The 12,903-nt window shown below is 44.2% G+C and carries 12 protein-coding genes; 6 read left to right on the top strand and 6 right to left on the bottom strand.

Translation table 11 applies throughout. The features are described 5' to 3' along the window. The first annotated feature begins 1 nt into the window (after position 1). The gene (locus tag AC0J2F_RS03125; protein ID WP_473008680.1) at positions 2-955 is read left to right on the top strand and encodes an AAA family ATPase; all 954 of its coding nucleotides are present in this window, start codon (positions 2-4) and stop codon (positions 953-955) included. On the opposite strand, the gene AC0J2F_RS03120 is transcribed toward AC0J2F_RS03125, so the two are convergent. Next, on the bottom strand, positions 952-2,097 hold the full coding sequence (locus AC0J2F_RS03120; RefSeq protein WP_473008678.1) for a hypothetical protein: 1,146 nt from the start codon (positions 2,095-2,097) through the stop codon (positions 952-954). The genes AC0J2F_RS03125 and AC0J2F_RS03120 overlap by 4 nt on opposite strands. 27 nt (positions 2,098-2,124) lie before the next feature. Here AC0J2F_RS03120 and AC0J2F_RS03115 point away from each other — a divergent pair, with 27 nt between their 5' ends. Together AC0J2F_RS03115 and AC0J2F_RS03110 are read left to right on the top strand one after the other, a co-directional pair. Further along, the gene (locus AC0J2F_RS03115) at positions 2,125-3,261 is read left to right on the top strand and encodes an acyltransferase family protein (protein ID WP_473008677.1); all 1,137 of its coding nucleotides are present in this window, start codon (positions 2,125-2,127) and stop codon (positions 3,259-3,261) included. A 171-nt stretch (positions 3,262-3,432) separates the two neighbouring features. Continuing rightward, a complete protein-coding gene (locus AC0J2F_RS03110; RefSeq protein ID WP_473008675.1) occupies positions 3,433-5,697 on the top strand; it encodes an aconitate hydratase in 2,265 nt (754 codons plus the stop codon). Between the two features lie 50 nt (positions 5,698-5,747). On the opposite strand, the gene AC0J2F_RS03105 is transcribed toward AC0J2F_RS03110, so the two are convergent. From AC0J2F_RS03105 to AC0J2F_RS03095, 3 genes are read right to left on the bottom strand one after another with little or no spacing between them, the layout of a single operon-like run. Next, complete coding sequence (locus AC0J2F_RS03105; RefSeq protein WP_473008674.1) at positions 5,748-6,593, bottom strand: sugar phosphate nucleotidyltransferase; 846 nt, start codon at positions 6,591-6,593, stop codon at positions 5,748-5,750. Continuing rightward, on the bottom strand, positions 6,590-7,666 hold the full coding sequence (locus AC0J2F_RS03100; protein WP_473008672.1) for a GHMP family kinase ATP-binding protein: 1,077 nt from the start codon (positions 7,664-7,666) through the stop codon (positions 6,590-6,592). The genes AC0J2F_RS03105 and AC0J2F_RS03100 overlap by 4 nt, the downstream gene beginning before the upstream one ends. A gap of 7 nt (positions 7,667-7,673) precedes the next feature. Beyond that, positions 7,674-9,032: a Gfo/Idh/MocA family protein gene (locus tag AC0J2F_RS03095; protein WP_473008670.1), complete on the bottom strand. Its 1,359-nt coding sequence runs from the start codon at positions 9,030-9,032 to the stop codon at positions 7,674-7,676. Between the two features lie 133 nt (positions 9,033-9,165). Here AC0J2F_RS03095 and AC0J2F_RS03090 point away from each other — a divergent pair, with 133 nt between their 5' ends. The 3 genes from AC0J2F_RS03090 to AC0J2F_RS03080 all read left to right on the top strand — a co-directional run bounded on the left by AC0J2F_RS03090 (position 9,166) and on the right by AC0J2F_RS03080 (position 11,768). Beyond that, positions 9,166-9,831 (top strand): Crp/Fnr family transcriptional regulator, encoded by a 666-nt coding sequence (locus AC0J2F_RS03090; protein ID WP_473008668.1) that lies wholly within the window; start codon positions 9,166-9,168, stop codon positions 9,829-9,831. A 70-nt stretch (positions 9,832-9,901) separates the two neighbouring features. Then, positions 9,902-10,969, top strand: a complete 1,068-nt coding sequence (locus AC0J2F_RS03085; RefSeq protein ID WP_473008667.1) for a hypothetical protein — start codon at positions 9,902-9,904, stop codon at positions 10,967-10,969. A 226-nt stretch (positions 10,970-11,195) separates the two neighbouring features. Continuing rightward, complete coding sequence (locus tag AC0J2F_RS03080; RefSeq protein WP_473008666.1) at positions 11,196-11,768, top strand: TlpA family protein disulfide reductase; 573 nt, start codon at positions 11,196-11,198, stop codon at positions 11,766-11,768. Here the strand turns inward: AC0J2F_RS03080 and AC0J2F_RS03075 are convergent. Further along, on the bottom strand, positions 11,735-12,451 hold the full coding sequence (locus tag AC0J2F_RS03075) for a lycopene cyclase domain-containing protein (RefSeq protein WP_473008665.1): 717 nt from the start codon (positions 12,449-12,451) through the stop codon (positions 11,735-11,737). The genes AC0J2F_RS03080 and AC0J2F_RS03075 overlap by 34 nt on opposite strands. Before the next feature lie 2 nt (positions 12,452-12,453). After that, positions 12,454-12,903: a sterol desaturase family protein gene (locus AC0J2F_RS03070; RefSeq protein ID WP_473008663.1), complete on the bottom strand. Its 450-nt coding sequence runs from the start codon at positions 12,901-12,903 to the stop codon at positions 12,454-12,456.

Genomic DNA, 12,903 nt, shown 5'->3' with positions numbered 1-12,903 from the left:
TATGAGTGATGTAGCAGCCATAGGCCAACTTGTTGAAAAGTATAAGGCCTTAAAGACAGAGATTGCCAAAGTTATAGTAGGACAAGAAGAGGTCATAGACCAGGTCCTATTGGCAATTTTCTCTGGAGGACACGCGCTGCTTATTGGAGTACCCGGACTGGCCAAGACCTTATTGGTAAACACAGTCGCCCAAACCCTTGGCTTAGACTTTAAACGTATACAGTTTACTCCAGATCTTATGCCGAGTGATATACTGGGAGCAGAGATTCTAGATCAGAACCGCAATTTCACCTTTGTAAAAGGACCTATTTTTGCCAATGTAATTTTGGCGGATGAGATAAACCGGACGCCACCAAAAACACAAGCTGCTTTACTGGAAGCTATGCAAGAACGCGCAGTGACAGTAGCCGGTAGACATTACCCATTAGATCTGCCTTATTTTGTTTTAGCTACACAGAACCCAATTGAGCAGGAGGGAACCTACCCATTGCCAGAAGCGCAATTGGACCGTTTCATGTTCGCTATCAACTTAAAGTATCCGAGCTTTGAAGAAGAGGTCTCTGTAGTTAAGAACACCACTACCGATAACGAGGTTAAAGTCAATACCCTGTTTAATGCACAAGAGATCATCGATTTTCAACATTTGATCCGTCGCATTCCAGTTGCAGATAATGTGATCGAATACGCAGTTACCATGGTGGGAAAAACCAGACCTAAAGAGCCTACAGCTACAGCGATGGTCAAAACCTATGTCGATTGGGGAGCTGGTCCAAGAGCCTCGCAAAACCTCATTTTGTCGGCCAAGGCCAATGCTGCTATCCGCGGGAAATATTCTCCAGATATCGAAGACGTACAGCAAGTTGCTTACGGGGTGCTGCGCCATCGAATGATCAAAAACTACAAAGCAGAAGCAGAAGGGGTGACCATAGAGGCCATCATTAAAGATCTGTTCTAATTCTCGAACCTACTTTTGAGTCGAGTGTCTAGGTCGGCATCGTAAATTCCAAAGAACATAGAAGCCATCATGTCTTGTTTTGTGGCTGAGGTGTTATTGACCTCCAAGACCAATTCATACTGCTTGTCTGCATATAAGGTGAACCCTTCCGTGCTGCTGTACTCGGTAATTTGGGCTAAACCAACTCGGTCTAAATGATTCTCAGCATCCGCAGAGAACAAGACCTTATGCGTATCGGTATTGATAAGCTTTAAGGAGGTTGCAAAGGGGTGTAAATGTGTCGCAATATGATGCACTTGTAGACTGTCTTTAACTTCTAGTTGTGCGCTCATATCACTGCGATAGGTCTGCTTTCCCGGGAATACAACCCAATGACCAGAACGCATACTACCATCGCTGTCCTGATAACTGTGATTTTTGGTCTCTACTGGGATACACACACTTGGGTCTGTCTTTGCAGCCTCATTGTCAAAGGGATTTTCACCGTCATAAGGAAGCATCATAAAAACGGTAAGTGGCCGCAGGGGTTTAATGTCAGGGCTATCGGCTTTGTGAAAGATACTCACCTTGTGTCGAACACCAAATAAGGACTCCTTGAGGTTGTGATTCAAGACCTGAGTAGAAAGATATAAGTGCTCGTTGGCCTGAATGGGGAATCCGAAGCCTTCTGGATAATGGTAAGATTCCATACCATTGGTCAAGGTTGCCAAGCGCGGATAATTACTTCCTATTCTGTTTGGGATCTGCCATTTGCTGTAATAACTCTGGTCGTAATAGTCCAAATTGGTATGACACATAAAGTCACGGGAAAGTTCCGTAATTCCATTTGCAGCCACAACAGTGGTCTCATATCCACTTATCCAGACCAGATCCTCCGCGTTTGGGTCGATCTGAAACCCTCGCATGGCCTTAGGGCCTTCCATAGAGGTGTAAATGTTGTCTACAAAGAATAGTGGGCTGTAAAAATCGGTTTGTCGGTCACCATAACTCACTTGCCAGTCGCCTCCAAGACCTGATTTGTGTAAAATAGTGGTCTTGACTATAGCCTTGTGCCTGTTAGAGAGCTGCAAATAGTAAAGCCCTCCTCCGAGTAGGGAGAGAACCAACAGCCAGCCGAATATTTTAATTACTTTTATACGCATCGCGATACCCTACAAATATATCTCTTTATGCAAATAGATTACACCAAGCGTATTTTTGGTTTAGACCTCATGCGAGCGGTGGCGATCTTATTCGTGGTGTTTTCTCATGCGCTCTGGATAGTACCAGAGCTTCCTGGTTTACCAGGAGAACTGCTCAGACTTATGGGTGTATTGGGGGTTGAAATCTTTTTTGTGCTCAGTGGTTTTTTGATCGGGCGGATACTGCTCAAACAGTTCTCAGTCGCCTATGACAAAGCCACTTTGCAGTATTTCTGGGTAAGGCGTTGGTTTAGGACCTTGCCCAATTATTACCTGATCCTTTTACTAAACATTGCCATTTTGTTCTACATAGGGCGGGAATTGCCGGATTCACTTTGGCAGTATTTTTTCTTTTTGCAGAATGCTTTCTCTGCAATGGATATCTTCTTTACCGAATCTTGGAGTTTACCTGTAGAAGAGTTTACTTATCTACTGGCTCCTGTGCTTGGCTGGGGATTCTGGAAAGCGCTCAAAATACAAGCACAAAAGGCTTTTTTATATGCGGGCTTAGCTATGATAGCCTTTGGGCTTATTAGTAAATGCTACTATCAATTCCAGTTTGCCCAGCCAGACATGAACTATTGGAACCGGGGATTAAAGGCCGTAATGATCTACAGATTAGACGCAATTTTTTATGGCATGTTAGGCGCTTATTTGTCTAAGTATTTTACTGATTTTTGGAGATCCAGTCGTTGGGTTTTCTTTTTTTTAGGGCTGATGGGTATGTTGCTGATCAGTTTCGGGATTCCCATGTTTGGTTGGTTTATAGACAGCCATCCTGTAGTTTGGAATGTGATCTACCTGCCGTTTTGTTCGTTGAGCATTGCGCTGTTCTTGCCTGTGCTGAGTCACTGGCAGTCTGCTCCAAGATTAGTTCGCGCTCCTATTACACGAATCAGTCTTATCTCTTACAGTATGTATTTGTTGCATTATTCAGTGGTCCTGCAATTGCTCAAATACCACTTACCGACCGAGCGACTTTCCCTTATCGATAAAGGGGTCTATGTAATGGTATATATACTGCTGACCTTCATTTTGTCATATGTGTTGTATCGAATTTACGAGCAACCAATGATGAATTTACGAGACCATCGAATGGTAAAACGTTATTTTCAAGGGCCTTAGATTATCAAGTCAGCAAAAAATACAAGTAGAAATTTAGAGGTTGGTCAATTTTTATTTTAGAAAATGGCATTCCCGTAAATCGTGCTTGGACGCGCAATTTGAGCTTATTTGGTGCTTAAAATTCAACGGAAAATTTCGTATTTTCGCAACACTTCCAAAAAAACTAAATATATGGCATTCGACATTGACATGATAAAGAATACCTACGCGCAGATGGCGCAGAAGGTAGATGCTGCTAAAGCACTCACGGGTAAACCCTTAACCTTAGCGGAGAAGATCCTCTATGCGCACCTTTGGGATGGATTACCTTCCAAACCTTTTGTACGTGGTAAGGATTATGTTGATTTTGCTCCAGATCGCATCGCATGTCAAGATGCTACGGCGCAAATGGCTTTGCTGCAATTCATGCAAGCCGGAAAACAAAAAGTGGCTGTACCAACAACGGTACACTGTGACCACTTGATCCAGGCTAAGCAAGGTGCTGCGGCCGACTTAAAACGCGCTAATGAGACGAGTAGTGAAGTGTTCAACTTCTTGGAGTCTGTTTCTAACAAATACGGAATCGGCTTTTGGAAGCCAGGCGCAGGTATTATCCACCAAGTGGTATTAGAGAATTATGCGTTCCCAGGAGGAATGATGATCGGTACCGATTCACACACGGTAAATGCCGGGGGACTTGGAATGGTTGCTGTAGGAGTTGGAGGAGCTGATGCTGTAGACGTTATGGCCGGAATGCCTTGGGAACTTAAATTCCCAAAGTTGATCGGTGTTAAATTGACAGGAGAGCTCAACGGATGGACTGCTTCTAAAGATGTGATCTTAAAGGTAGCTGGTATCCTTACCGTAAAAGGAGGAACTGGCGCTATTGTAGAGTACTTTGGACCTGGAGCGACCAACCTTTCTTGTACAGGTAAAGGAACCATCTGTAATATGGGAGCGGAGATCGGTGCTACGACTTCTACTTTTGGATATGATGACGCTATGGAGCGCTTCTTACGGGCCACAGATCGCTCTGAGATCGCAGACGAAGCCAATAAGATCCGTGAATATCTAACAGGTGATCCTGAGGTATATGCGAATCCCGAACAATATTTCGATCAAGTGATAGAGATCAATCTTTCAGAATTGCGTCCACACTTGAACGGACCTTTTACGCCAGACTTAGCAACACCAGTAGGCGAGCTTGGTCCAAAAGCAAAAGAAAATGATTGGCCACTTAACGTAATGTGGGGACTTATTGGTTCTTGTACCAATTCCTCTTACGAAGACTTGACACGTGCCGCTAGTATTGCACAACAGGCCATCGACAAAAAACTAAAACCTAAAAGTGACTTTGGTATCAACCCTGGGTCAGAGCAGATTCGCTACACCGCAGAGCGCGATGGTTTATTGAGCGTGTTCGAGAATCTCGGTGCGACTATCTTTACCAATGCCTGTGGTCCGTGTATAGGACAATGGGATCGTTCAGACCTTTTGGGAGACGAAAAGAACACCATTGTACACTCTTTTAACCGTAACTTCTCTAAGCGAGCAGACGGCAATCCAAATACGCACGCCTTTGTTGGTTCGCCAGAAATGGTCGCTGCCATTGCGATCTCTGGGCGATTGGATTTTGACCCGATGAACGACACCCTTATCAATGAAGACGGTGTAGAAGTTAAGTTAGATGAGCCTGTAGGATTGGAACTGCCGCCACAAGGCTTTGACGTGGAAGACGCTGGATATTTAGAGCCAGTAGCAGACGGAAGCGGTATTGATGTAGTGGTTAGCCCTACTTCGGAGCGTTTGCAGTTGCTAACTCCATTTGAACCTATTCAGGATAGCGAATTGCAGGGAGTAAAGTTGCTTATCAAAGCTTTTGGTAAATGTACTACAGACCATATTTCTATGGCAGGGCCATGGTTGCGTTACCGCGGTCACCTAGACAATATTGCCAACAACACCTTGATCGGTGCTGTAAATGCTTTTAACAAAAAGACCAACTTTGTAAAGAATCAGCTAGACGGAGAGTACGGAGGTGTACCGGATACACAGCGTGCTTACAAAGCTCAGGGGATTCGCACTATCGTAGTGGGAGACCACAACTACGGTGAAGGTTCCTCTAGAGAGCACGCGGCCATGCAGCCTCGTCATCTAGGAGTTGCTGCTGTATTGGTGAAGTCTTTTGCTCGTATACACGAGACCAACTTGAAAAAGCAAGGGATGTTAGCGCTAACCTTTGTAAACGAATCGGATTACGATTTGATCCAAGAAGACGATACCTTTAACTTTGTTGACATCGCGGACTTTGCTCCTGGCAAGGCTTTGACTATCGAGGTGGTTCATGCAGATGGTTCTAAAGACACCGTTATGGCTAACCATACGTATAATGCCTCTCAGATCGAGTGGTATAGAGAAGGATCGGCATTGAACCTTATCAAGAAGCAGAACGCCTAAACTAAGCGAGAAGATTATAAAATTAACCCGAGGTGAAAGCTTCGGGTTTTTTATTTTTTAAGCTGAGCTCTAAACAGCGCAATATCCTCTTTGGTGGTCAAATCTGGTACATGCTGCTTAAATGGGATACCCTGGAGAGAAATTCCTCCTTGGTGAATCATATTCATGAGCGCAGTTGGTAATTCTCTTTCTTTGCGCTGCGGATGTTCTTGGCAGCTAACCAAATAGGGGTAAATATCTTGTCCGTGAAATTTAAAGATATTCATACTCACGCGTAAAGTACCAGCTTGATCTTGGTAGGAATGCATCAAAGCTTGTTCGGGCTTCTCCACAATTTCCAAAAGTTCATTGCTAGGGCCTAAACGACAAAGGGCAAAGCGGGCGATCTTTTCTTCTGAAAAAGCTAGACCTGCTCTGTCATAAGCAATGAACGCATTGCTGGCTTCCGTTTCTAACAGCGCTTTTATAGCAGTTTTGTCATAGAGGTTGTCACTGTTGCTCACCAAGAATTTCTGCTCTTTTAACTCAGGTAGTTGTTCTAAAGCTTGCTGCAATGCATCGGCTGTCCCGTGAGGTTTATCTCGGCCTTCTGGAATTCTTTGTATTGCAAAGTCTATCTGAACACCCAAAGTATTTTGGTTGAATTCAGAATCATCGTACCATTGTTTAAATGTAGCGTTGTAAAACCCGGTGAGCAATACCACTCGCTCAACCCCAGCTTTGGCTGCCTGTTTGATCAGATAGTCTAAAACGGGACGCTTGTCTCCCTCTAAGACTATCAGGCATTTTGCACTGGCATTAGCAGCGGCTACCTCCGCAGCAGTAACATTAGCACTGGCTTGTGAGCTTTTCATCCTTGAGGATGCACCCCCAGCTAAGATGATCAAAGTTTTCATTCGGCCAATTCTTTTGCTCCTTCAGAGATCATTGCTTCGAAAGCTACCGAAGCGCCAGCTGCCTCTAGCGCGGACAGTATTTCATCTCTCTTTGCGCGTGGAGCTATGCAAGCTATACACCCACCACCACCTGAACCGACTATCTTACAGCCAAAGGCTCCAGCCTCCATAGCGGCATTGATCAAGGCGTCGATCTCTGGGGTGGTGATCTTTAGAAAATCCCGTAATACCTTATGGTGTTCGAACATTAAGGCCCCTAGGAAGGAAGGATCAGCCGTGCCCAAGCGAATTCTTTTCACGGCTTCGAGCGTCAAGGTGTGGTTTCGTACCGCTGCCTCGAACAGTAAACTTTGAGCTTCATCTAAGAATTTAAGATACTGTCCAAGCGCTCCGAGGCTCACCTTGGCAACCTCTAAGTTAGGGTACTGCTGGGTAACTTTTGCTATTGCAGCATGGGTTCGCTCATTGAGCGTTCGCAAGCCGTCTAGTGTTGCTTTTGGAATGCCCGAGTTCGCTACCAGAAGAGCATCAGTCGGAAATATTAAAGACTCGTAGCTGAGATCTCTACTGGTATCTATATATACGGTACTGCCAATGGCAGCCGTGTATTGATCCATTTTACCTCCCGACTCCTTGTGCAGCACGCATTCCGCCTCATAAGCCATCTGGCCGATCTGAACTGCTGTGTATTCATTTAGCTTGTTGCTGAGCTTTAGCAACAAAGTGATCCAAGCAACTACAAAGGCCGAAGAACTACTGAGTCCTGCGTTGATAGGGATGTTTCCGTAGACCTCAATATCGTAGCCAGACTTTAGTTGTATTCCCCGCTGTTGTAGTAAATAGAGGCTAGATCGGATATAATCTCTCGGGCCAAAATTATTGTACCGCTGATCTAAGTTCACCGAGCGTTTTTCGTTTAGATCGATGAAGTCAAAACAGAGCGTATTACTCGAGTTTGGCAAAGCATTGAACTCGATATACCTATTAATAGCACAGGCAATGACTGGTAAACCTAAATAATCCTGGTGGTCACCAAAAAGACAGATCCGTGCCGGGGCTTTTATTCGGGTCATAAGCTATTTAGAATAGGTCGCTGTTCCAGTTCCACGGCTTGCGCTTTACCCAATTCCCACGTGTAAAATCAGGGAATTCCTGAGCTTCTCCGTTGGCGGCAATGGAGGCTTCAGACAAAGGCGTCACTGCGCTCCAAGCGGCAGCGTCATATACATCTAAAGGAGGTGCTACATTGCGTTTGGCCGATTCTACAAAGGCATTTAGCACAAAGAAGTCCATACCGCCGTGTCCTGAACCTGTGGCGCGCTCGGCAAAGCGTTTCCACAGAGGATGATCGTACTTGTCTAACCAAGGCTGGGCTTCATCCCAGCGATGCGGTTCTGACTTTCCTTCTATATAAATTCTACGACCGTCAACTTCCCACAGTCCTTCGCTTCCTTGAACTCTAAAGCCAAGGGAATAAGGTCGCGGTGAATTGCAATCGTGAGTCACAATAATGGTCTCCCCGTTCGAAGTGCTAATCATGGAAGTGATGACATCTCCTTGCTTCCACTTGAGTTTGGCATTGGGATGATCAGCTCCGCCAACATCTACTATATATTTGTTGAGACCTACTGCTTTACTAGCCATAGAAGAAATAGAAACAAAACGATTCCCGCGATTAATGTCACACATGCTGGCTACAGGGCCTAAGCCGTGGGTCGGGTAAACATCGGCATTGCGAAGCAAACTGTGCCTGGTCCTCCAGGCCGACTCAGAGATACCTTTTTCACCAAACTCAGCACCTTTCCCATAGGCTGTTTTCCCATCGTTGAATTTTACAAAACGCAGATCGTGCTGGTATCCACAGCGAAAGTGCAATAACTCTCCAAATACATTTTGTTTTACCATATTCAATACCGCCATCACATCACGGCGATAGCAAACGTTTTCTAAGATCATCAAATGAGATCCGGTCTCTTCGTGTATGTTCACCAGATCCCAACACTCTTCCATGGTATTAGCGGCAGAAACCTCCAGCCCAACATACTTACCAGCTTTCATAGCGTCTTTGGCCATGCGAGCATGCCATAGCCATGGCGTAGAAATGATCACAGCGTCTATATTATCTAGCGCAAGTAAATTCTTGTAATCCAGGTCGTTTGCAGTGAACTGTTTTACAGCCTTGTGTTTGTGTTTTTTGAGCAGCTCTTCTACTACGGGCATTCTGCGCGTATCAATATCGCAAACGGCTACGATCTCTACATCATCTCTATATAGCAGGTTTTGTAAATGATTGGTGCCCCGAAGACCAACACCAATTAAGCCTACGCGCAACTTTTCAGTAAGCGGTTTTAAATCTTGAGCGAATGCGAAGGCCGGGCTTAGGGCTAATCCTGTACTAATTAATGCAGACTGTTTTACAAATTCTCTACGGCTACTCATAAAAAAGGGTTTTAAACAAAGTTAACCATATTTCATTGTATGTGTAAGTCTAACTAGATTCATCCGTCTAAAACAGATAACTAACCGCGGTCAACACCAAAGTGCTGGCCAAAACACTACAAAAATATTCACTATGAAGACGCTTTGGTTCTTTGAAGATGTCAATCTGTTTTCAATGCTTTGTCCCCATAAATTCAAGGCATACAAACAAGATCACGATTTTAACACCTACAACAAACAAGACTATATTTATTTTGAAGAAGACAATGCCAGCAAGGTGTATCTTATAGAAGAAGGTCGTGTAAAGCTCGAATACTACACAGATGATGGCGAAGAGATAGTCAAAGCCATTCTTACCAAAGGCGAACTTTTTGGAGAAAAGGCCATATTAGGTGAAGAAAAGCGTGACGAATTTGCGCAGGCCTTGGGGAGCACCAGTATTTGCCCGGTCGATGTAAATACTATGCACGAGCTTATGCGAGACAACCGAAGCTTTAGTTTTAGAATATACAAGCTGATCGGATTTCGTTTAAAACGTCTGGAGCGTCGCTTAGAACTCATATTATATAAGGATGCAGAAACCCGTGTCAAAGAGTTTTTAAAGGAGCTTGCAGACGACTACGGCTACTGCTGTCCGTATAATGGAGATACGGTGATAAAGCATCCGTATACCCAAAAAGATATTGCAAAATTGCTTGGAACATCACGGCCTACATTGAATTCCATCATGAATAAATTTAAGGCAGAAGAGCTCATAGACTTCAGCAGAAATGAGATTCGTTTAAAATTTTCTGCTTAGTGTAAGCTAGCTGACATTTCTTTTCATGCAGCCGATTTAAGTTTGTATCGGTATTAATAAAACTATAATCATGAAAAGAAAAATTTTTAGCCTGTTGTTTGTTTCCTTGCTATTTGCCGCCTGTAGCAATGATGATGACAATAATACGCCAGCACCTGATGCTGGAACACTTCAAGGCGGGCCTTTCACATTTTTGGTCGATGGGAACCCTGACTTTGTAAGCGGTATTAGCACCGACCCCGACGCCGTTGGCACGAACAGAACCTTTGTGGTTACTGACGATGCTGGGAATATCTTAGGTTTGCCTCCAACCCTCGAAGCACTAGAAGGAGTAAACTTTGACGATGCTGGAGTAGGGGTTTGTTTGATCTGGTATCTGCGTTTCGAAGATGATCTTCAGGGAGCAGAAGTTGGAGCAAATGCAAACGATTTGACCGGTACTTTTGATTTGTCGAACTCGATCACCGTAAACAGAAATGCTGCTCCAAATGCCGGAGTTCTTATGGGAGGTCCTTTTGAATTCTGTGTAGACGGAAGCCCTGACTTTGTGAGTGGAATTAGCACAGATCCGGCTGCTACGGGAAGCAATAGAACCTTTGTCGTTACAGACGATGCCGGAAATATTTTAGGATTACCACCAACTCTTGAGGCCTTAGAAGGTGTAGACTTTGATGGTGCTGGTGGAGGTGTATGTCTAATCTGGTACCTCAGATTCGAAGACGGATTAGTAGGAGCAGAAGTAGGAGCGAACGCCAACGATCTGGAAGGAGACTTCAGCATGTCTAACCCAATTGAAGTGGTTAGAAATGCCCCGAATGCAGGTATGATCAGCGGAGGGCCATTTACCTTTATTGTAGACGGTATGCCGGATATGGTAAGCGGAATCACCTTAGATGGAACCCAAACCGGAACCAATTCTACTTGGGTGATCACCGACGATGCCGGAAACATCTTAGGCTTACCTCCAACACTTGAAGCCCTAGAAGGCGTAGACTTTGATGGTGCTGGTTTGGGAGTGTGCCTTATCTGGTACTTGCGCTTTGAGGACGGCCTAGAAGGCGCAATGCCTGGCAACAATGCCAGCGATCTAGTGGGCTGCTTTAGCTTGTCCAACTCGATCACAGTTACTCGAAATTAAGGAGTAATACATTTTTGTAGTGAAAGTCCCGCTGGTGAGCGGGACTTTTTTTATGCAAGGAATCGACTTATTTTTGGACTATAGATTTATGAAATGAGCACAAACAAATTTAATTACTAGTCTACCCGCCGGAATAATTAAATTTTTTGTGCGAAAGCGAAGCGGTTAATCTATGCTGATAATTTTTATTTGCTTGATTATCGGAGAAATAAAAATTTTTAAATAGATGAAATTAGACCGAACCTTTCTCAAAAAGAATTGGAGTAATACACTTATGGTATTAGCTGTAGTACTATTGTTGGTGCCTCAAACAGGAACTCCTATAAAAACTGCTATACAGCGCTTGTTTGCTTTTGCGCCAGACAGTTTGCCAGAAGAAGAGCAGCTCAGCTTAGATACTTATCAATGGCCATTGAAGACCTTGTCAGGTGAGGATGTCAATTTTGTGAATTCTAAAGGGAAGGTGATTGTGGTAAATTTCTGGGCGACCTGGTGTCCGCCATGTATAGCAGAAATGCCTGCTTTACAACAGCTGTACAATGACTACAATAAAAAGGTCGAGTTTTATTTTGTCTCTAACGAATCCGCAGAAAAACTCAAGGCCTTTATGCAAAAGAAAGGCTATGAGTTGCCTGTTTATATTCAGGAATATGCTGCACCGGAAGCTATACGGAGCAACGCTCTGCCAACAACGGCAGTTATAGATAAAAGCGGCAAGGTGGTCCTTTTAGAAACTGGAGCCAAGGCTTGGGATGATCCGAAGTTCTACTTGTTCTTGGACGATTTGCTCAGTCGTTGAGTTGCCGGGCCAGAGACATAAACGGTAATGGCCAACACGGTCAATAGCATCCCCAAATTGTATATAGTGTCCTCTATTGGGATGGTTCCCATTCGGACGCCCAAATTCTCATCGTTGTTATACCAAACAACTTGGTCTTCTATTCCAGAGCCCGTCAATACTCCATTAACAATGAAAAAGGGGATAAGGATCACTAAATAAGTAAGAAAGAAGCGCTGAAATAATTCTGGACGCCAGTTGTAAACTATACCAAGTACAATAAGCGCGTAGCTGAAGTTTACGGCCGTATACCACAAATGATTCGTATACCAGAGCGAGATCACCAATACCGTAGCTAGAACTGCATAGATTACAGCAGATGCCCGCTTACTCAGTTTAACCTCTGGCAGTAATTCTATAAGCGCGTAATGCGTAAAGATACAAGCGTAAGGGATGCAGATAAAAAATAGCCATTCCTCTATGGGAAGCTTAAAGAGGTAGATTCCACTTAAATAATCCGGATTGAATCCCCAGAAACCGTTCACCGTAAAGGCAATATCCCATGGGATAAAAACAGCCATCATTACCAGAACTCCTAAAAAGAATCCCTTCCAGCGTTTGTAGAATTTAAGCCGCGGATGGAAACTAAAAAGGAAGGGTACAATAAATGAACCTAAGTTTAACCATAGGTACAAGTACTGCATGCTTATTTCTTAAAATATTTCAGGGGAGGTAAGAGCATGCCAAAGCACTGTCCGTCTTCTTTCCCGAGATGTTTGTGGTGGATCTTGTGCGCTCTGCGAATACCACGGGCATACCAGTTGTTGGCGTTGCGGAACATTTTAAAGCGCTGATGGATAAAGATATCGTGTACCATGAAGTAAGTAACTCCATAGGCAAAGATCCCGAGGCCTATAGGCAAGCCAGCCCAAAATCCGTAGTACTGCCAGGCAATAAAACAGCCAATACTAACGGCGGCATAAAAGATAAAAAAGGCGTCGTTGCGTTCCCACCAACTGCCGTGATCTTTGTGGTGATGGTCTTTGTGCAAGACCCACAGAAAACCGTGCATGATGTATTTGTGGGTAAACCAGGCCATGAATTCCATAGTAAAAAAAGTGGTTAGAAAAACCAAAATCCAAAGCAATACACTCAT

Source organism: Gilvibacter sp. CC01, from assembly GCF_055755295.1.
Note: the sequence above shows the minus strand (reverse complement) of the source record. Positions and strands in the feature narration are given on the sequence as shown.